General features: G+C 53.2%; 18 protein-coding genes. 10 read left to right on the top strand and 8 right to left on the bottom strand.

Annotation, left to right across the window (positions count from 1 at the left end; translation table 11 throughout):
• Positions 1 to 29: 29 nt before the first annotated feature.
• From gcvPB to JRI95_00745, 4 genes are all read right to left on the bottom strand, one after another.
• On the bottom strand, positions 30 to 1589 hold the full coding sequence (gcvPB, locus tag JRI95_00760) for an aminomethyl-transferring glycine dehydrogenase subunit GcvPB (protein MBW2060072.1): 1560 nt from the start codon (positions 1587 to 1589) through the stop codon (positions 30 to 32).
• A 59-nt stretch (positions 1590 to 1648) separates the two neighbouring features.
• Positions 1649 to 3052, bottom strand: coding sequence for an aminomethyl-transferring glycine dehydrogenase subunit GcvPA (gene gcvPA / locus JRI95_00755; GenBank protein ID MBW2060071.1), 1404 nt, complete (start codon positions 3050 to 3052; stop codon positions 1649 to 1651).
• Positions 3053 to 3355: 303 nt separating this feature from the next.
• Positions 3356 to 4645, bottom strand: a complete 1290-nt coding sequence (locus JRI95_00750; GenBank protein ID MBW2060070.1) for an MFS transporter — start codon at positions 4643 to 4645, stop codon at positions 3356 to 3358.
• 52 nt (positions 4646 to 4697) lie between these two features.
• Positions 4698 to 5231: a hypothetical protein gene (locus tag JRI95_00745; protein MBW2060069.1), complete on the bottom strand. Its 534-nt coding sequence runs from the start codon at positions 5229 to 5231 to the stop codon at positions 4698 to 4700.
• Positions 5232 to 5714: 483 nt separating this feature from the next.
• Between JRI95_00745 and JRI95_00740 the strand changes: the two genes are divergently transcribed.
• Positions 5715 to 7409, top strand: coding sequence for an ABC transporter substrate-binding protein (locus JRI95_00740; GenBank protein ID MBW2060068.1), 1695 nt, complete (start codon positions 5715 to 5717; stop codon positions 7407 to 7409).
• 493 nt (positions 7410 to 7902) lie between these two features.
• On the opposite strand, the gene JRI95_00735 is transcribed toward JRI95_00740, so the two are convergent.
• From JRI95_00735 to JRI95_00720, 4 genes are all read right to left on the bottom strand, one after another.
• Entirely contained in the window at positions 7903 to 8451 is a 549-nt protein-coding gene (locus tag JRI95_00735; protein ID MBW2060067.1) for a CoA-binding protein, read from the bottom strand.
• A 295-nt stretch (positions 8452 to 8746) separates the two neighbouring features.
• Positions 8747 to 11218, bottom strand: coding sequence for a primosomal protein N' (gene priA, locus JRI95_00730; protein ID MBW2060066.1), 2472 nt, complete (start codon positions 11216 to 11218; stop codon positions 8747 to 8749).
• Positions 11215 to 12090 (bottom strand): hypothetical protein, encoded by an 876-nt coding sequence (locus JRI95_00725; GenBank protein MBW2060065.1) that lies wholly within the window; start codon positions 12088 to 12090, stop codon positions 11215 to 11217. Before JRI95_00725 ends, priA begins: the two co-directional genes overlap by 4 nt.
• 74 nt (positions 12091 to 12164) lie before the next feature.
• Positions 12165 to 13550 carry a hypothetical protein gene (locus JRI95_00720; GenBank protein MBW2060064.1) on the bottom strand — a complete coding sequence of 462 codons (1386 nt, stop codon included), beginning with the start codon at positions 13548 to 13550 and terminating at the stop codon, positions 12165 to 12167.
• Positions 13551 to 13877: 327 nt separating this feature from the next.
• On the opposite strand from JRI95_00720, the gene JRI95_00715 reads away from it, so the two are divergent.
• From JRI95_00715 to JRI95_00675, 9 genes are all read left to right on the top strand, one after another.
• A complete protein-coding gene (locus tag JRI95_00715; GenBank protein MBW2060063.1) occupies positions 13878 to 14090 on the top strand; it encodes a hypothetical protein in 213 nt (70 codons plus the stop codon).
• A gap of 50 nt (positions 14091 to 14140) precedes the next feature.
• Positions 14141 to 14332: a hypothetical protein gene (locus JRI95_00710; protein ID MBW2060062.1), complete on the top strand. Its 192-nt coding sequence runs from the start codon at positions 14141 to 14143 to the stop codon at positions 14330 to 14332.
• A gap of 55 nt (positions 14333 to 14387) precedes the next feature.
• Positions 14388 to 15068, top strand: coding sequence for a bifunctional precorrin-2 dehydrogenase/sirohydrochlorin ferrochelatase (locus JRI95_00705; GenBank protein ID MBW2060061.1), 681 nt, complete (start codon positions 14388 to 14390; stop codon positions 15066 to 15068).
• On the top strand, positions 15065 to 15907 hold the full coding sequence (gene ccsB, locus JRI95_00700) for a c-type cytochrome biogenesis protein CcsB (protein ID MBW2060060.1): 843 nt from the start codon (positions 15065 to 15067) through the stop codon (positions 15905 to 15907). The genes JRI95_00705 and ccsB overlap by 4 nt, the downstream gene beginning before the upstream one ends.
• Positions 15904 to 17214 carry a glutamyl-tRNA reductase gene (locus JRI95_00695; protein MBW2060059.1) on the top strand — a complete coding sequence of 437 codons (1311 nt, stop codon included), beginning with the start codon at positions 15904 to 15906 and terminating at the stop codon, positions 17212 to 17214. The genes ccsB and JRI95_00695 overlap by 4 nt, the downstream gene beginning before the upstream one ends.
• 80 nt (positions 17215 to 17294) lie before the next feature.
• A complete protein-coding gene (locus JRI95_00690) occupies positions 17295 to 17573 on the top strand; it encodes a TIGR04076 family protein (GenBank protein MBW2060058.1) in 279 nt (92 codons plus the stop codon).
• A gap of 199 nt (positions 17574 to 17772) precedes the next feature.
• Positions 17773 to 18222 carry a hypothetical protein gene (locus JRI95_00685; protein ID MBW2060057.1) on the top strand — a complete coding sequence of 150 codons (450 nt, stop codon included), beginning with the start codon at positions 17773 to 17775 and terminating at the stop codon, positions 18220 to 18222.
• Positions 18223 to 18573: 351 nt separating this feature from the next.
• On the top strand, positions 18574 to 18885 hold the full coding sequence (locus tag JRI95_00680; protein MBW2060056.1) for a hypothetical protein: 312 nt from the start codon (positions 18574 to 18576) through the stop codon (positions 18883 to 18885).
• The gene (locus JRI95_00675; protein MBW2060055.1) at positions 18882 to 19712 is read left to right on the top strand and encodes an HDOD domain-containing protein; all 831 of its coding nucleotides are present in this window, start codon (positions 18882 to 18884) and stop codon (positions 19710 to 19712) included. The genes JRI95_00680 and JRI95_00675 overlap by 4 nt, the downstream gene beginning before the upstream one ends.
• The last annotated feature ends 16 nt before the right edge of the window (positions 19713 to 19728 follow it).

Raw genomic sequence — 19728 nt, 5'->3', positions numbered from 1 at the left:
GGGCTCCCTTACCTGTTTGTCCAACCTGGCTAGACCAGTCCTTTCTTTTTTGCCTGCCGCCAGGTGGTGGCGATTTTTTCCAGTTCAAAGATAAGCGGATTCTGAACCATATGGATAGTGGAATGGTGCGGCGCGTTCTTGACCAAGTCCGGCTCTTCATAAGCCTCCCTGGAAATTTGACGCAGCACCGCTACAAACTCGTCAATGTCATCCTTTGAATAGGAATCGCAGGGTTCCGGCGTAAACGGTTCTGGCACCACCTGCGGGTGATGGCTGGTGAAATAATGCTGCAACCCGTAATCAGCCATCCGGCGTTCAACGTCTTCGGTGTCCACACCGGTGTCTTCTTTCAGTTTTTCCCAGGAGTATCGAACCTGTTCCAGTCTGCGTTCATCTTTGGCGTAATAAACAACCACCCCCGGGATTTCCCTGATCTTCTTATCCATGTAGTTGTTATTCAGCACAGCGCACTCGGCGACCTCCCGTAAGCCCTCAGCCCCATGCTGCATGATCCAGGTGTAGGTCTTCAAGGCGAGCGGGGTGTTGCCAAAGAAGGACCTCACCCGCCCGATGCTTTGGGGGCGATTATAGTCCAAGTAATATCCCTGGCCGTCAAACTCGACGCGAGGCACAGGCAGAAACCCGGCCAGCTCCGACCTCACACCGACAGCGCCCATGGCCGGACCCATGCAGCCGTGTGGGGCGGAGAAGGTTTTGTGAAGGTTAAAATGACAAAGATCGAATCCGGCTTCCCTGGCCCGGGTAACGCCGAGTAAGCCGTTGGCATTGGCCTGATCGTAGGAACACAAGGCGCCAGCATCGTGGGCCGCCTTAACGAATTCAGCAATCTCAGGATTGTAAATGCCGGTATCTTCAGGGTTGGTGATAAAAATCCCGGCCGTCCGTTCAGACAGGGCCTCTTTCAAGGCCTCCAGGGTCGGGTACCCGTTCTCGTCCGGCATGAGGGTGATGACCTTGTACCCGGCCGTGGCCGGCGCGGCGGCGTTTACCGGATGCGAAAAGATGGTGGTAATGATCTCGTCGCGCTCGTGATCGCCCCGGTCGGCGTGATATGCTCTGACAAGGCATGCGTTCAGAAAGACGGCCTGGCTACCTCCGCCGGGCTGAAAGCAGAAGTAGTCAAGCCCGGAAATCTCTTTTAGAAACTGTTCCAGCCTGTAGTAAATCTCCAGGATGCCCTGCATCGTCTCGTCGTCCTGCAAAGGATGGATGGCGGTCATACCCGGATGTCTGGCCGCCAGGTGCTCCTGAACCTTGGGGCTGTACTTCATGGTGCAGGTTCCTTCTCCAATATCAATATTTACGTCCGCTCCCATGGTTTCCTGAGAGAGCCGCATAAAATGCCTCAGGACGCGCGCCTGGGCCACCTCGGGCAGCGCGGGCGGGGTCTTTCTTCTGAGCTGGTCGGGAATTACGGACAGCCCATCGCCAATGATGGCGCTAATCTCCTCCCCGGCCTGCGGCACCAGGATCCCTCTTTCGCCAGGGACGCTCATCTCGAAGATGATCTGTTCATCCCATTTAGCTTGATGGAACTTCCGCAGCAGGGTCTCTTTATCTCGCGGCATCTTTTTTCTCCTTTTTTATTTCAAGCCGTCTTTCAAAACTTTCGCGCCTTACAATCCGACTAGTTCACCGCGCCTTCCAAGGCAGTAACCAGACTATCAATATCTTCCCTGGTCATGATCTCTGTGACGCAGAAAAGAGCACACTGGCCGAGTTCAGGGAATTCACCAGAGATGTCTTTCCCGCCGAAAATCCTTAACTTAAGCAGGGCCTTGTTAATCTGGCTCACGGTTTTTCCGGTTCCATCGAATTTGACCAAGAATTCTTTAAAAAAGGGTGAGCTGAAAGCCAGCTCGATCCCCTTGAGTTCTGAGATTCCTTTAGCTGCATATTGGGCTTTCTGCATGATTGCCTGGCCAATCTCCGTCATCCCCTTGGGGCCCATTAGGGAAAGATACACTGCGGCGGTAATGGCCCAGAGGGCGCAGTTGGTACCCGTGTACTCCTTGCCTTGTTCGCGAGTGGCGTAGGAAGACAGATGAGGCATGACATATCCGAATCCATACTCGCCCTCCTCAGAGGTTTTGGTCAGGCCGAACATCAGGTCCTTAAATTCTGCGATGTACCTCATATCGTCGTGTACCGCGATGAACCCGGCCTGCCCGCCGCCGCTTTGCATGTGCATCCCAAGGCTGTGGATGTCGCCGCAGGCAATGGTCGCGCCGTACTGAGCCGGAGGAGCGATCGCCCCCAGAGAGATCGGGTCGGTATACACGATGAACTCGGCTCCGCTTTCACGGGCGATCTTGGCGATTGCTTCGGCGTCGGCTTCGATCAAACCGAAATAGTTTGGATTTTCAAGGAACACGGCCGCGGTTTCCGGGGAGATTTTCGATTCCAAGTCGTTCATATCAAGCAGCCCGGTTTGAGGGTCAAAATCAATCATCTTGATATTAAGCAGCGGCTCGCGAATGCCTTGGAGGTAGTTCTGCACGACCATCAAAACCTCGGGGTTCATGGACCGGGAGAGAAGGACCTCATTCCGGCCGGTCATTCTCGAGGCCATGCGTAAGGATGTCGCCGCGGCCTGCGCGCCATCATAAAGAACCGAGCTCAAATGATCCATGTCCAGCAGTTCGGCCATCAGGCTGGCGTATTCGAAGAGGGCCTGATACTTCCCATGGTCGGCATAGGTGCCGCCCGAGTAGGCGGTCAAAAATTCCCCCCGGCCGTTGATCTCATCGCAAACCGCGGGCACGAAATGCTGCGCACACCCGGCGCCTAAAAAATTCAAATATTCTGAACAGTTTTTATTCTTGTTGAGCAGCCCCTCCATATGTCTTTTAATCGAATACTCATCCAGGATCGGCTGCGGCAGGTTTAGTTTACCCTGAAATTGCAAATGCTCGGGAATGTCGGCGAAAAGGGCCTTCACATCGTCCAAGCCCACTTCCCTGAGCATCTCGGCCTTAATCTCCTTCACCGAGTTCGGCACATAGGGATAAACAATATTTTTCTCACTCATGATCGCTCCTCCAGCTCCTATTAGATAAAGAGGTGGTCAAATATAATATAAGGACGAACCAAACCAGGTAATCTCCGATGCCTGTAATTTATTTTTAATTATTAAGCAACCTTTTAATTTAATTTTCAGAATGTTTAGGGATTGTTTAATCAGTGTTTAAGCGATTTAATGTGAAAGCTCCGATTTTGAACGGATCGAAAAGATGGAATAAAGGCCGCGTTGATTAAAAATGAGATAAATTCCAAGCTAATCAGAAAATCCCACGGGTTTCCAGATCGCAAACAGGTCTATCAAAATATTCGCTTAGACCGCCTCCATCGCCTCTCGTCTTTCAGGGCTTTCTGAAGGACGGGCGAACAGGATCACCACGGCGGCCATGATTTGGAGCACCGCCATGGCGGCAAAGATCAGGCTGTAGGTGCCGGTGAGGTCAAAGACGTAACCGGCCAGCAGAGGGCCGGTAACTCCGGCGATCATAAACATCGGCGCCATGAATCCGCCGATCTTCGCAAAAGCCGCCCGTCCAAAATATTCTGCCCGGATGGCCGGGTCCAGAGGGATACCGCCTCCAAAACCAACGCCAAATACAACAACGAAGAGGTATACCAAACTCATATGCCGCGCGCCTATCAGGATGAAGATGCCTGCCGCCTGAAGTAAATATGTCACCAGAAAAAGATAGCGTTTATCAAAAAAATCTCCGAGCCATCCGAATGTAAGCCTTCCTGCAATGCTGATCAGAACCATGAGGCCCAGGGAAAAGGCGGCTTTTTCAGGTGAAAATCCTGCATCTGTCAAGGCAGGCACAACGTGGACTGTAATGACGGAATGACCCATGCCCGAAAGGACGAAAGCGGTCAAAAGGAGCCAGTAGGATTTCGATAAAAGGGCTTCCTTAAGCGTCCAATCCCTTCCCGGAGATTCATTGGAAATATTCTTCATTGAACACGGCTCAGTCTCAGGAGGGTCTCCATCCGATCTGAGTCCCATGTCCTGCGGCCGATGTCTTACTACCAGAGACAGAGGCAGGCAAACCGTCCAGATGATGATACCTGCCACCACGAAAGAGAGACGCCAGCCCAGATACTTGATGAGCAAAGCGGCGGCAGGCGCGCAGACGAAACCGCCCACACCGGCGCCAATGGCCAGGACCGAAAGGGCCCGTGACGGCTTGCGCACAAACCAGTTGGAGATGGCGGTCATGGTCGGCAGATACAGCATGGCGCTCATGCCCAGCGAGACCAGAATGCCATACACCAGATAGAATCCCAGAAGGGACCGGATAAAGTACATCATGATAAAGCTGAGTCCGAGAACAAAGGCCCCACAAAAGATAATGATACGCGGCCCATACTTATCCGTGGCCCAGCCGAGCACTGGTGAAAAGATACCGCCCTGGATGCTCCTCAAGGAATATGCCCCTGAGGTCATGGCGCGCGTCCAGCCAAACTCATTCATCATCGGTTTGAAAAAGACGCCAAACGAATACAGCCCCAGCCCGTAGCCCAGCAGGCAGATGATGCTCGACGCTAAAACGATCCACCACCCGTAAAAGACCTTACCAAGCGCTTGAGAGATCAGCTTAACAGGCATTCCTTGTCGCTTCTCCGAGGAAACCGGCCCTTGGAATGAGCCCGGGGATTTTTCAGCGGTTCTTTTGCTCCTGGTACTTCACCAGGCCGTGCATGGCCTTGGCGCAGTCAAGCGGGCTGTCCAGGAACGGGACGTGATGTCTCTTGTAAATCTCATAAATCGGACCTGATTTCAACGTTTCATTGACGATGATTAAAGGTTTGTTGAACCGGTCCGGGATGGTGGCCACGGCTTCGGTTTGTTTCAACCGGCTGATCATGCTTCGCGAACTGGCCGTCCGGTCAAAACGGCCGTAGCCATAAGAGATGATCAGTCCGTCAATGTATTCCTGGCGGGCGACGATCTCCATGATCTTGACATAAGCCTCAGCGCCCTTGAGCGCGATCAGATCAATGGGGTTGACCGGCGGCGGGGCAAAGGAGTTCATCTGCTTTAAGATTTCAGCCTGAGCGTCAACGCTCATGACCGGAAGCTCCAGGCCTATTCTGGAGCAGGCTTCTGCCGCGGTGACACAAAATCCACCTCCCCCGGAAAGTACTGCGAAGGGCTTGGCCTTGACGGCTCGGCCGATCGGACTATAAACCAATAACCCTAAAAGGGGACATTTTATGTTGCACTTATGGGGACATATTGACGTTGCTTAAACATCTTGTGAAAATTCCCTTGACAACGGGTGATAGAATGGATTACTATGCCTCAAAATTGTAAAATGTGATTTAATCGATTTAATCGGTTTAATCGGTTAAAAACGTCTCTTGTCGAGGCACTACAGGCCTCTCACGCTGAATTTTTCAGGTTAAGAGGGATGTCGGAGGGCGTGAAGAAAGGAATTCGCGGCGCCTACCCCATAATTCCGCATAATGTTTCGTCGGCGCTATAAAGGGAATTTTTATACGCCGTCCGGTCAAAATATAGTTTCTTGTCAATTCAGTCAACTTTTAATGCACAGCTTAATCCTGATTTTGGAGGCTCTGATTCAATCATCCGGGACGATGTTACCGACGATTACTTGAACCATGAGCTTAGCCAGAATTCTGAACCAAAATGCTTGCAAAAAGGAGAGGTTACCATGACCAAGGAAACGAAAGGATTAAACCGAAGGGAATTTATTGAATTATCGGTTGCTGGTACTGCTGCTATTTCTTTGTCTCCAATTTCAGCAGTGGCTGCTGAGCCCAAAAGGGGCGGCACCGTGAATGCCTGCATTGGGTGGTTGATCCAGACCCCTGATCCACATAGATGGGGTGGCGGCTGGGCGCGGCGCCATATGAGCCTGGTTTATGAAGGCTTAACGCAACCCACCTCCATGGGGGATCGGCTGAAAGCTATCCAGGAAAAAAGCATAGCTGCCGTGGGCGATGTAAAGCCCATGCTGGCCGAAAGCTGGGAAATTGAGAACAACGGCAAGCGTTACGTCTTTCATCTGAAAAAAGGGGTGAAGTTTCATAACGGCAAGGAGCTTGACTCCGAGGATATCAAATGGAATTACCAGCGGATCCAGGATCCGGCAAACCTCGCGCATGGGAGAGGAATTCTCACCATGTTTTTGGATTCCATGGAAACCCCGGACAAATATACCTTTGTGGCCAACCTCACGCAGTCGTACGGCGGCTTTCTCATGGCCAACGCCTGGGTAAACGCGCCGATTCTGCCCAAGGACTGCGTGCCAAAGGGCGTGATTTGGGGCCAGACCAAGACGTTTACCCCGCCCACCGCCGGCCCTCCGGGAACCGGTCCCTTTATACTCGCCGAGTATAAGCAAAAATACCGGGCCGTTTACGATGCCTTCAAGGATTACCGCGTTAAAGGATTGCCTTATCTGGATCGTGTCATCTATAACGTCATTACCCAGGAAACACCCCGAACCCTGGCCCTGAGGGCCGGAAACGTACAATTCGCCATTATGCTTGAAGCCAATTATCTCTCCAGAAAACTGAAAGGCCAAAAGACAAGCCAGGTTTTTTGCGATAAAAAAGAAGGATTATGCTTTTATACGACCCCCTATAAAATGAGCCCGTACACGCTTTATTTGAATTGCCATGATACGAAAGGCGGCTCACCATTCAAGGATGTTCGGGTGCGGCAGGCACTGGATTACTGCCTCGATCGGGAGAAACTGGCCAAGGCGGTCTGGGGGGATCTGGCGGTGCCGCTGGGCCAGCCGTTCAACCCGCAAGTTTCTCCCTGGGGATATTCCGATATTTCTTACCGTAAACGGGATATTGAGAAAGCCAGGCAATTATTAAAAGAAGCAGGGTATCCCAACGGCGTGGATGTGAACTTCTATATTACCACGACTTTCGGCAAACAGAGCATGGTGGCCCAGGTGGTGCAGCAGATGGCCGCTCCGGCCGGTCTTCGCATCAAGATCATCACTGAAATGGGGCTGCAGTACTGGGGCCGGCTGACGAGCATGAACTATCACATTCTTCACTATTCGTTGGGATTTGAGGACCCCATGAAACCAATTTTCGACTGGCTTCATACAGATCAAGAAAAACCTTACAACGGATATGCCCCGGTAACTGGTTTAAAAGATCCAGTATTGGATAAGCTCCTTGATCAAGTGGCAGCTGAAGATGATTTTAAGAAGAGAAGAGACCTGTTTAAAAAAGCAGTATTGAGAATACAGGATCAGGCCGAAATCCTGCCTTACTTGTCGCCAATATATGGGTGGGGATGGACGGATAAACTCAAAAACGTAGATCCCAATAAATATTTCTGGCCCGAACAAGCCCTGCGCGAAGCCTGGCTGGAAAGCTGATCCTGGTCGCACAGCCCGGAAAACATCGGAAAAAAGCGATATTAAAGGCTTCTGATGGTTTCCGGGCATTTTTTTAGACATCATCCACGCGCATCGCAGCATGGCGTGTCGGGTAAGCGGTTGCTTTAATTAAAATTTTTAAACATCCTCGATGTTGCATCTCGGAACGAAGCCAGGCGGGCCGATCAAGATTGCTTTATAGATAATTTTACTCAGGAATTAGTGTCCTTCCACCTTGGGAAATCCACTCACCGATACGATTGCCATAGAATCCGTCGGATTAATCGGAAAGAACCTCAAACCCTTTCATACGGATTTAAAAAACGAAGAGACGGCGGGCAACATGCTCATCGCGAGCGCCATGGCCGGACTCTCCTTTACAAACGTCGGGCTGGGAGTCGCACACGACATGGCTCACGCGCTGGGCGGACATTACAACATCGCTCATGGCGTGTCCTGCGCCGTGGCCATACCCCATGCGATGCGGTACAATCTAAACGCCGCCCGGGATAAATTCGCGAGAATCGCCCAGGGTGTCGCTTTGCGAGATGAACGAGACGGAACCGCGCCCGGGGACCAGGTCTGGCCAGTAGATGGTGTTGACCCTTCCGGCAGAACTCCAGACACCCATGCAGTTCGGTCCGATAAAATAGAACCCGGCGGCCTTTGCTTCCGTGGTCAGCCTTTCTTGTAAGGCGGCGCCTTCAGAACCGATTTCAGCAAAGCCGGCCGTAATGATGACGCCTCCTTTGACCTTTTTAGCAATACATTCTTTTATGATCCCTGGAACGAGGGCTGCATTGACCACGATGACCGCCAGGTCAATCTCCCCGGGGAGATGTGCGAGACTCGGATAACAGCGCATGCCCATAACTTCTCGTTCGTTCGGATTCACGGGATAAAGCTCATGACGGTAGTTCGCCGCCAGCATGGTCATCATAGTTTCAAAGCCCCAGCGCTTCGGATTGTTGCTCGCCCCGATAACGGCCACGGAACGCGGACTGAAAATTGCCTCCAGTGAAGCTTTCATGCGAACGTCCATCTAGTTTCTCCTGTGTATTCACTTTGCATTTTCAAGAAGTACCCATCCCTCATTTCACTATATATAAGTAGAATGCTTGGGCCTGATCTTGCAACTCTATTTTTAGTTGTTAAAAAAAATTTTCTTAGTCATACCGCTTCCTGGCGGGTGGCCTTGACAACTTTTGTTGTCGGGGTGCGGATTCCTGCCTGGTCAGGCATGAATACAAACAAAGGGACCATTGCCACGCCGGCGGTAATTGAGACCGGTTGGCCCGGCCTGACAGGGAGGGCCGGTTAGGATCAAACTGTTGCGGCTACATGACCTGATAGGGGTCCAGGTCAAGGGAAAGGGAGACCCCCTTGCCTTTGAGCAGACGGCGTGTTTGTTCGATCCAGGGTTTGAGAAAGGCATGGAGCGGTTTGACCTGCTGACCGTGTATCAGGATTTGAAAACGGAACTTGCCTTTAATCTTAGCCAGTGGCGCTGGAGCTGGTCCGACGATTTTGAGCCAGGCGTCGGACCGTGCTTTTGCGATCCGCCGCGCCTGGTGCGCCGCCTCCTCAGCCAGGTTTTGGGTTTTAACCTCTGAGTTTCCCTGGAAGCGCACCAAGGCAAGCCGGGAGAAAGGCGGGTAGTGGAGCGTGCGGCGCTGGGCCAGCTCCTCCTCGTAAAACCCCAAAAAATCATGGTCCTTGGCTCTCAACAGGCTGTAATGCCCGGGGCTCAGGGTCTGGATGATGACTCGACCCGGAGTTTCGCCCCGACCGGCCCGGCCGGCAACCTGGGCCAGAAGCTGGAAGGTGCGCTCTCCGGCTCGAAAGTCAGGCAGATGCAGTCCGAGGTCGGCCTCGATGACCCCCACCAGCGTGATATTGGGAAAGTCATGACCCTTGGTAATCATCTGGGTGCCGACCAGGATGTCGAGCTCTCCCTGACGCAGCATGCGGAGAATTTTTCCCAGGCTTCCTTTTGTGCGCGCCGTGTCTGCATCTAGGCGGCTGACCCGCGCCTCGGGAAAAATTTTTTTCACCTCTTCTTCCAGTCGTTCGGTGCCCAGGCCGATGAACCGGAAGGCCTTTGAGCCGCAGGCCGGGCATTTCTTGGGCTGAGGAATCTCAAAACCGCAGTAATGACAGACAAGATGATGCTGGCCGTCAGGTTCGTTTGGGCCCTGATGCAGCGTCAGGGAAACGCTGCAGTTGCGGCATTTGATGACATGACCGCAGGAAAGACACATGGGCAGCGGGGCCAGGCCGCGCCGGTTCAGAAAAAGCAGGGCCTGCTCTCCCCGGGTTAAAACCTCTTTCAGCGCCTCCTTTAGTGTCGGTGTCAGGGCGCCGCGAGCGCGCCTGGAGCCGCGGCGAAGGTCAATGACCTCCACTTCAGGGAGACGGCCTTTGCCAACGCGCTGGCTGAGGGTCAGGAGATTGTAGCGGCCGCCGCAGGCGTGCGTAAAACTCTCCAGGGACGGGGTGGCTGAACCCAGAATCACCACTCCTTTGGCGTGGCTGGCCCGAACCAAAGCCAGGTCGCGGGCCTGGTAGCGGAGTTTTTCTTCCTGTTTGTACGCCCCGTCGTGTTCTTCATCAACCACGATCAGGCCCAGGTCTTCCAGGGGCGCGAAGATGGCCGAGCGGGCGCCCAGGACCAGGCGCACCTGTTTCCGGCGGATCTTGAGCCACTGGTCGTAGCGTTCGCCTTCAGAAAGACCGGAATGTATCACAGCCACGTCCTCGTCAAAGCGGGCGCGCAGAAGACCTTCCATGGCTGGAGTCAGGGATATCTCCGGCACGATGAGCAGGGCGGTTCGGCCCTGCTCGAGGGCCTGGGCCGCGGCAGCGAAATAAACCTCGGTCTTGCCTGACCCGGTGACGCCGTGGAGAAGAAAGGGGGCGTATTTCCGGCTTTGAACGGCTTTAGTCAGGGTCTTGATGGCCTGAGACTGCTCCGCAGTCGGTTCACAGGGCTTTGGATCAAAGGAGAGGGCCCGGCCCAGGGAATCCCTGTAAACCTCCTTTTCCTCGATTTCGACTCGGCCCTTTCTTTGGAGCCGTTTGACCATCTCGTGCAGTGAAGGAAAGCGCGCCCTGAGATCGGCCATTGGGAGAGGCCCCTGGTCGGTCAGGAGATCGAGCAGCTCCTTTTCTCTGGGGCCGAGCCGGGCGGCTGGATCATCGGGAGCGCCAGGGGCCGGAGTCAGCCAGCGTTCAGTCCGGGCGCGAACCCGATCTCCTTTGAGGCGGGTCTCACACCTGAGCCAGCCTCGAGCCTCCAGGCGGCGGATCAGGCTCAGGGGTTCTGTTTTATCCCCGGCCAGGCGGGCCAGGGCCAGGCCCTTGCCTCTTGCCAGGCGTTTGAGCAGCCGGGCCTCCTCCGGCGAGGCGCTTCCGTCTGAGCAGGCCTGACGGCCGGCCGGGGTAAGCACGGCCATGCGCCAGCTCATGACCTTGAGGCCGGCTGGCAGGGCCTCCGCAATAACCTGGCCTAAAGGATAATGATAGTAGTCGGCGGTAAAGCGAAACAAGGAGATAAGGTCCGCTCCAAAAAGGGGCTCGTCGTCGAGGGGCTGCAGGATCTCTTTAATCTCAATCCCAGCCTCTGGAAGACCACCGGGTAAAAGAATGTCCAGGACATACCCCGTGACCTGACGGGGGCCGAACGGAACTAGAACCCGGCTGCCCGGCTCAAGGCCAGGGGCCAGTTCGGCCGGGATCAGATAATGAAAAGTCCCAGGCACGGGCAGGGCCACGGCCACTTCGGCCAGAGAGTCAGATAAGGAATTCACTCCAACTTCTTCTGTAACCTTTCCATCATCTTCCGGATTCTGATCACATCCGGGTCTTGGGCCAGGATTTCTTCCGGGTCAAGGGCCGAAGCCTCGGGCCGGTCGGCCTCTTGCCGATCGGTGAGATATGCCTCGGTCTTGGGGTTGATGATCAGGGATTTGAGGGTCATGGTCAAGGCCGGGCTGTTATCCTGTCGGGAGACCAGAACGTCCGGCCAGTCCACCCGCTGCTCATGGAGCCGGTAGTTCAAGAGTTCGAGATCATACCCAGGAGCGTTTCGGCCGGGTGGCAGGATGAGCCGCGTCAGGCGCAGTGTTTCACGGTCAAACCAGGCCTGAGACTGGGACAGATCACCAGCACGGGCGCCGAGGATAAAAACGATCTTGTTATGATGTCTGCCCAGGGATATTTTTTGCAGGTTGAACCCAAAGGCAGAAAGAAGTTCACGCAGCCTGGTGGCTTCTGAATCAATCAGGAGCCGAAAGAGGAGAAAGGGCTGAGGCCAGGGTGTCTCCTGAGCCTGATCACCGATCAAGGCAAGAGTCTTGACCCCGGCTGCCAGAAAAACCTCTTCCCGATCGAACCAGGTGAGGTTGAGCCGGATTCTGTCTGGCGCGCGAAAGGTGATCTTCTCCAGAAGCCTAATTTGGCGCAGCGACTCCGCAGCGTCAGCGCTCTCTTCCCGGCCCTCGGTCAATGAGTCGGCTTTCTCTTCAATGGAGGGACTGGCAGACTCGTAGACCGCCTCCAGGGAGTTCAGGTGGACCCTTCTGGCCGAAATATCGGTCAGGAGTTCATCCACCGTGGGGACATAAGGCCAGGCTGAAGCTGGCCAGGTCAAGATCAGAACAAGGATTAAAAGACGCCTCATCAGGTTCGTTTCACATTGGCCCTGCCGCGGTGACTCACCGGGGAAGCTGAGAGGAAGAAAGGCCGCTTGTTCGTTCAAGCCTTATTCGAAGCAAGCAGCGGGCCGTATTTCGCCTTTTCCACTTCGATCACATCAATGATAGATCGCATGATCTCCGGGTCTTTCTCCTGAACCCGCTCCCAGGAGGGAAGTTCACTGTCAGGGGTAACGTCCTTCATCAGCCGTTCCTCGACCTGGGCCACGGTTCCGATGAGCCCTTGATCGTTATAAACTTTAAACTCCTCATGAGTCGAGACGAAACGGATGATGCTTTCTGCGATATGCTGGGGTGATTCCAGGATGGAGCCGGCATAAAGCACAGCCTTGGCAAAAACCTCATGCACGGTTTCCTCTTCAGTATCACGGTCGTAATCTAAACCGTTAAAACGGGCGTTGTCTGAATACTTCTTGATCAGGTCCTCGGCAATGGAACTGTAGGTCACGGTCAGGTCCCGGAAGAAATGATCCGAAACCTCCAGCCCTTCCTCGATAATCAGGGCCTTGAAAAGCGTGGTTACAATATCAACCGCCATTTTATGGAGGCCCTTTGATGGATCGTCCTTTGAGATTTCTTGATGTTTGTGCTCAAAGGGTTCGTTGGTAAATTCTACCTGGGCGACCTGACTGGCCTTGCGCCAGGCCTCGATCAAGGTAAATATCTCGATGCCCCAGTGAGAGGCATAGCGAAAACGCTTGATGAGGTCAATGTCCATGACGACCTCACCGGAAAGCTGGTAATTGAACGAAAGAAGAAAATCAATGAGCCGGATCATCTTCTCTTCATGGCTTTCGGTGAATTTGCGCTTAAGGGCCAGGAGCAGCGGGTCAAGTAAAAGCCTCTTGACCCGGCCGTACATCCGCCTTCCATCCCACCGGGCATAAAACGCCTTGGAAAATTCATAGTTGAGGACCAAAACCGGGTAGAACAGCCTGTCAAGTTGAACCTTTTTGAAGGTCTTGATATCCGCGTCCAGGATACCAACCGAGGTGGCCCCCAGGGCCAAAGCCACGCCAAAAGACAAAAAGAGATTCCGGCCTTTGCCTCGAGCGGACAGATCCAGGCCATCCCGTTCTAACTGATTGTAAATGGAGGAAAATCCAGGGCCGTCGTTCCATTGAATAAAGAAATTCCGCAGCCCTTGAACGGTCAGAATCTCCCGGAGCAACTGGATGTCGTCCTGAGTGGCCTGGTCAACCCCGATGATTATTTTGGCTAGGTAGCGAGCACGCCTCAGCTCATGAATAATATTCTCAAAAACCGGGCGATTTTCTAGCATATTAAACTCAGAGACCAGTGCGGGTATGATCAGGACCGGCTTCTTCCACTTGGAATGGCTCAGTAGCTGCTGGCGGAGCTCTGTTCTGGGGGAAAGTTGATAAAAGGTGGTTAGATTGGTGCATTGCTGCGAAAAATTGGTCATGGCCTCCCCCTCATGCTATTTTTTTTATGAATTCGGCCATATCTCAAACGCGTGAATATTATCATGATTAAAACTCAAAAATAGTCTTGGGTTATATTGTTGTACTGATGATAATTTCATATCAGTTTTCAAGCCAATCGTCAACCAGACGTCCCAGACTTGAGCGATCTGATGCCAGACAAAGCCAGGTCTTTATCTTTGATCGGTCAGATTTTGAGGAACTTATGGGCTTCCCTTGCTTTCAAGCCCTCCCTCTGATATATTTTTTTAGCTGCGAATATAAAATCGCGGAACGATTAACCTAACGAAATAAGAGAGGTTTTATTTGTGAAAGCCAAGGTAGAAAAAACATGTTTGGATACACAGTGCCAGGAGTTCTGGAAGGAGCTTCCAGAGGAGTTTTCAAAATATACCGCCAAGTTTGTTTACTGCCCCATCTGTGCCGAGGAGCTACATATTCAATGTTCAAACTGCAGAGAGGCCTTGATCAATACGGAGTTTAAGTTCTGTCCTTGGTGCGGGGTCGAGCTTGATGGGTAGATCAAAAGAATAAGGTCAGGTCGTATCAGCCGATACTTTGACAGCCCCGCATGATACAACTGCCTGAAATTTTGGTTGAAATCAGTCCGGCCAGACTGGCGAACAAGTTGGGGTTTCCCACCACAGAGATCAGCTCCTTCCTGGATGAGGTTCATGGCCTGCTTAAACCGGCTGGGGTCTTTAATGAAGTTGACCCCAAGACCGGTCTGGGGCTTAAGAAACAGGGACAAAAAAGTTGTTAATTTTCTGCTTGATTGGTATGTTTGTACTTTATAATCAAACAGCTGGTGAAGCAAGTTGAAATATCTTCCGATCAACCTCGACGTGCAGGCCCGGCCCTGTCTGGTTGTAGGCGGGGGTGAGGTGGGCCAGCGCAAGGTCCAGGGTCTTCTGCGGAGCGGCGCTAGAGTGCGCCTGGTAAGTACGGAGCTGACTCAGGGCCTGCGCGACCTGATCGAGGCTGGTCAGGTCGAGCTTTTAGGCCGCAGATATCAAAGCAAACATCTGGAGGGCGTGGCCCTGGCCTTTGCCTGCGCTGATGATTCCGAGATCAACACACAGGTAAGCCGTGACGCCAAAGAGCAGGGAATCTGGGTGAATGTGGCTGATAACCCTGAGCTGTGCAGCTTTACCCTCCCGGCCTCAATCTATCGAGGCGATTTGATTATCAGCGTTTCCACCAGCGGCCGCAGCCCGGCCTTGGCCGCCCGCATTCGAGCTCGGCTCGAAAACGAATTTGGTCCGGAGTATGAGCGTTTCCTTGAACTTATGGGACGAATCCGGACTAAAGTCCAAGCCGAAGGCCGTCTGGCTGAAGAGAACCGGGAACTGTTTCTGCGCCTGGTGGACTCAGACCTGATCGAGGCCCTGGCCCAGAATAACCTGGCCCGGGCTGAAGAAACAGTGGTCAGGATCCTCGGACCAGCCTACACACTGAACGCCCTGGGCTTTAAGGCCGCGGGAGAGAAACGCTCATGATCGGTGCTCTGTTTGCCAACCTGGCCATATTACTATATATTTTGGGTGCGGCCGGCTACCTGGTCTTTATCTTTCGGCAAAACAAACAGGCCGGGCAGGGGGCCGCCTGGATGATCCGCCTCGGTTTCGTTCTACAATCCATCTCCCTTATCCTGCGCACGGCCGATCTGGGGCAGCTGCCAATCCTGAATATGACCGAAGCCCTGGGCTTCTATGGGTGGGCCCTGGTGGGGGTTTATCTGCTCCTGTCCTTCAAGTTCGACATCCCGGCCCTGGGCGCCTTTGTCTCCCCGATGGCGGCCGCCATGATTCTCCTGTCCCTGCTCATCCCGGCCAGGCCTCTGACCGTGGTTCCGATTTTCCAGAGCGTCTGGCTGACCGTGCATCTGGGCGCCATCTTTATCGGTTATGGGTTTTTCTCTCTGGCCTTTGTGGCCGGGGTGATGTATCTCCTGCAGGAACACCAGATTAAGGCCAAGCTTACCGGTGGACTCTACCGCCGCTTGCCTTCTCTCAATGCCCTGGACACCCTGAACTACTACAGCCTGAGCATGGGCTTTCCCATGATAACCCTGGGCATCATCTTCGGGGCCATATATGCGCAGCTCTCCCTGGGGACCTACTGGCGATGGGACCCCAAGGAAGTCTGGTCCCTGATCACCTGGCTCATTTACGCCGCCTTGCTCCACCAGCGCCTGACGGTCGGCTGGCGCGGCCGGCGGGCCGCCCTACTGTCCATCGTCGGTTTTTCGGTCCTGTGTTTTACTTTTTTAGGCGTGAGCTATTTTTTTTCGGGCTACCACAGCTTTGACAGCCTTAAACGGCTACAGATGAAATGAATATCATCCTCCTAGGCCTTAATCATCAGAGTGCTCCAGTTGAGCTCAGGGAAAAAATCGCCCTTGACAACTGCGAACCGGCCCAGCTCTATCAGGAATTCAGAGGGCTGAAATGTGTGGATGAAGGCATCTGTTTTTCGACCTGCAACCGGGTGGAGGTGCTCCTGACCACCTCCGCTCCTGCTGAGGAGGCCGTGGAGGAGGTCAAGTCCTTCCTGGCCGCTCAGAATGGGATTCCGGCCAGCGAGTTCGAGAAGCTCCTTTATGTTTACCAGGCTCAAGAAGCCGTGAGCCATCTCTTTCGCGTGGCCTCAAGTCTCGATTCCATGGTCGTGGGCGAACCCCAGGTGCTGGGCCAGATTAAGGCCTCTTACCGGGATGCCGTGAAAAACCACGCCTCCGGGGTTGTCCTCAATAAACTCCTGCACAAGGCCTTCTCGGTAGCCAAACGCGTCCGGACCGAAACGGGTATTGCCAGCCACGCCGTCTCGGTCAGCTACGCTGCTGTGGAACTGGCCCGTAAGATTTTCGGGGACCTCTCCGCGATAAAAATTCTGCTCATCGGCGCGGGCGAGATGGCGGAACTGGCCGCGGAACACCTGCTCCATCAGAAGGCCTCGGAAATTATCGTGGCCAACCGCACCCTGGAAAGAGCCTTGATCCTGGCGAAACGCTTCAATGGTCAGGCTGTTGCTTTTGAGGAGATCCCCTCCTTGCTCGTTAAGGTGGACATCGTCGTCTCTTCAACCGGAGCGCCGGAAATGGTTGTCTCGGCAGAGATGGTTCGGTCCGTGCTCAAGGCCCGCAAACACCGGCCGCTCTTCTTTGTGGATATCGCCGTTCCCAGGGATATTGACCCGGAGGTGAACAGCCTGGGCAACGTTTACCTGTATGATATTGACGATCTGAAGGGTGTTGTCGAGGAAAACCTGTCCGCTCGAACCCATGAGGCGGGCCGGGCCAAGCGCATCGTGGAGGAGGAGACGATCAAGCTCATGAACTGGCTTGAGACATTGGACGTTTCTCCCACCATCATCGCGCTGACGGAAAAGACTGAAAAAATTCGAAGCGCTGAACTTGAGCGCACCATAAACAAGCTTGATATTTTGAGTGAAGATCAAATCAAGGCCCTGGAGGTCATGACCCAGTCTCTGGTTAAGAAAATTATTCACGATCCGATCATGTTCATCAAGCATTTCGGCCATCACGACCGGAAGGATGATTACCTGGAACTTACCCGCCGGCTTTTTAACCTAGACCAGGCCGAAGAAAGGTCCCCGGATGAGGAGGAGCCGGATCAGGCTTAATCAAGGCCCCTGGTCATGCTCATATACGAATGGAAAAGAAAGAGAGTCTAACCCCAAATGAATGAAGGAGGTCAGTTAAAATGGCGGATGATCCAGGCATCGGTTACAGAGTAGTGGCCACGGTTACAGGGGTGAAACGTGAGTGCAGCGCCGGTCACAAGGAAGGAGATACGTTCGAGATTAGCTGTTACAACCCCGGCGGTTTGTGCGGGTTTTTTTATCACGACATCTTCCCCGGCCTTCAGACCTTTCAATTCGGAGGCAGCCTCCCCTGGTGGGAAGGCGATACGATTGAATTACAATGCGTAGACACCTATAACCTTGTAACCTTGAAGCTGGAGAGGTTTAAGCGAGAGTAATAACGTTAAACAGTTGACTTGTAATAGCCCAGGCTTGATTTCATTGAGTTTAAAGGGAGTTTTTTATTTTCACGAATAGGTTTTAATAAAAGGCTGAAAATTCGATTGGTTTCTGTAAGCTGTAATTTATCAATATTACATTACAGTAATTGGCAAGTAAGCTTAAATCCGTAAACATAAGTTATAAGGGGTGGTAGTTGTGAAAAAATCGGATGTGGAAAAAAAATTACCCAGATGGGTGAATAGTTGTGGTGGTCGAAAAAAATGGGCTGATTGGGTGAATAATCGGGCGACCAGTTTTTCGGCAAGAGCCAAAAGGAAATCAGAATGCCCTGAAAAACATACAGTGCCTCGCTGGCGTGAGGCTGTTGTATGTTCCCTCAACAAGATGCCTGACAACAGAGCCCACTTTTCAAAGTTACCACTTTCTTTAAAGCGCGAAGCAACTGATCCCCTTTACCCATCTGCCGATCACTTAGAAAACCCTGAGAACTTTCATTTGGTGCTCGAAACGAGACTTGTAAATGATATGAAGACGATTCTTACCGAAAGCGAGTTTAAGAAAGTTCTCGCACATCTTGTTTGGGCACTAAAGATAAAATCCAGGAAATTACCTGAGAATTGGCAATGTCAAAGAGACTTTAGATGATGTACAACACTATCCAGTTTGCAGCCAAACACAATAAAAGCGGCACATGGTTGAATTAGTTGAATAATTTTTCTCGCAAGAAAATAGAAAATTATTGCCGAATATCAGGCGATGTCCAGATCGTCTTTGGATACACACCTGAGATGAAAGAAATAGTCGGATTGGAAGATTACTGATACGTCCAGTATATGCCAGGTTATTGGTGAGAGCCCTAAGACTTTTCTGGCCTTTACCAACACAGGCTCCCTCCGGCTTCCTGTTGCGCCGGGCTGGATATTTGTGATACCATTGGTTTGTCATACAAGGCGTTCAAGCTTTCGGCGACCTTCAAATTGAAGGCAGGTGAGCCCTTTGATAAAAAAGATTCCCCTTGAAAAGGCCCAGCCGGGCATGATCCTGGCGCAGCAAATCATTCGAGATGACGGGGTGCTCCTGTGCCAGAAAGGCTCGGAACTGACCGGGAGCCTGCTGAAGATGCTGGAACGCCTGAACTATGAGACGGTTCAGATTGAGGTTGGCGCCACGGAGACGTCGGAGGAGCAGGCGGCGCGGCTGGCTAAAGAAGAGGCCGAACTTCAGAACCGTTTCGTCAAGGTTGAGTCCGATCCCGTTCTGGCCGAACTGAAACGCGTTCTGCTCAAAAGGCTCAAGGAGGCCGGATGATGGAACGGTCCGAACTTAAAAGGAACATCCAGCGGATCAAGAACCTGCCGACCATCCCGCCCATTGTGGCCAAGATTTCCAAAATGGTCGAAAGCCCGACCACATCCTCGGCCGACGTGGGCAAGGTCATCTCTCAGGACCAGGTCCTTTCGGCCCAGATCCTGCGCATGGCCAACTCCCCGTTTTTCGGCATGTCGCGCAAAATTTCCTCTGTTACGCAGGCCCTGGTCATCCTTGGATTCGATGTCATCAAAGGCCTGGTCCTGACTTCCTCGGTTTTTGAGATGATGCAGAAGAGCATCGTCGGCCTGTGGGAGCATTCCATTGGCAGCGCGGCCACGGCCAGGGTGCTGGCTAACCTGGTCGGTCAGTCTGAAGAGGAGGAGGTTTCTGTGGCCGGCCTGCTCCACGATTTAGGCAAGGTGGTCATGTCCGTCCAGCTCGAGGACAAGGCCAGGGACGAAATTGTGGCCCTGGTCCAGAAGAAAAAAACATCCCGCTATGAGGCAGAAAACGAGGTCCTGGGGTTCACGCACGCCCAGGTGGGCCTGTGGCTGGCCGAACACTGGAAACTGCCTCAATCACTGGCCGAACCCATGTGTTACCACCACCAGCCGGAAAAGGCGCGCCACGCCCCGAAGCAGACGGCCATTGTGCATCTGGCCAACATCATCATCCGGGCACGCGGCTTCGGCTTCGGCGGAGACCCCTATGTCCCGCCGCTGTCCAAAGAGGCCTGGGAACTCTTGGGCCTCAAGACCGACGATTTCCAAGACATCCTCGAAGAGATGGAACCCAACCTCCTTAGTTTGGCCGATTACTATTAAAACAACATCTCCTTCA

Source organism: Deltaproteobacteria bacterium (assembly GCA_019308995.1).
Taxonomy (GTDB): Bacteria; Desulfobacterota; Desulfarculia; order Adiutricales; family JAFDHD01; genus JAFDHD01.
Note: the sequence above shows the minus strand (reverse complement) of the source record. Positions and strands in the feature narration are given on the sequence as shown.

Coding starts and splice junctions, on each gene's coding strand:
- JRI95_00725 (MBW2060065.1), bottom strand. CDS start 12,090: ATGAGGCGTCTTTTAATCCTTGTTCTGATCTTGACCTGGCCAGCTTCA.
- JRI95_00695 (MBW2060059.1), top strand. CDS start 15,904: ATGAATATCATCCTCCTAGGCCTTAATCATCAGAGTGCTCCAGTTGAG.
- JRI95_00690 (MBW2060058.1), top strand. CDS start 17,295: ATGGCGGATGATCCAGGCATCGGTTACAGAGTAGTGGCCACGGTTACA.
- JRI95_00675 (MBW2060055.1), top strand. CDS start 18,882: ATGATGGAACGGTCCGAACTTAAAAGGAACATCCAGCGGATCAAGAAC.
- JRI95_00750 (MBW2060070.1), bottom strand. CDS start 4,645: ATGCCTGTTAAGCTGATCTCTCAAGCGCTTGGTAAGGTCTTTTACGGG.
- JRI95_00710 (MBW2060062.1), top strand. CDS start 14,141: ATGATACAACTGCCTGAAATTTTGGTTGAAATCAGTCCGGCCAGACTG.
- JRI95_00740 (MBW2060068.1), top strand. CDS start 5,715: ATGACCAAGGAAACGAAAGGATTAAACCGAAGGGAATTTATTGAATTA.
- JRI95_00720 (MBW2060064.1), bottom strand. CDS start 13,550: ATGACCAATTTTTCGCAGCAATGCACCAATCTAACCACCTTTTATCAA.
- ccsB (MBW2060060.1), top strand. CDS start 15,065: ATGATCGGTGCTCTGTTTGCCAACCTGGCCATATTACTATATATTTTG.
- gcvPB (MBW2060072.1), bottom strand. CDS start 1,589: ATGCCGCGAGATAAAGAGACCCTGCTGCGGAAGTTCCATCAAGCTAAA.
- gcvPA (MBW2060071.1), bottom strand. CDS start 3,052: ATGAGTGAGAAAAATATTGTTTATCCCTATGTGCCGAACTCGGTGAAG.
- JRI95_00735 (MBW2060067.1), bottom strand. CDS start 8,451: ATGGACGTTCGCATGAAAGCTTCACTGGAGGCAATTTTCAGTCCGCGT.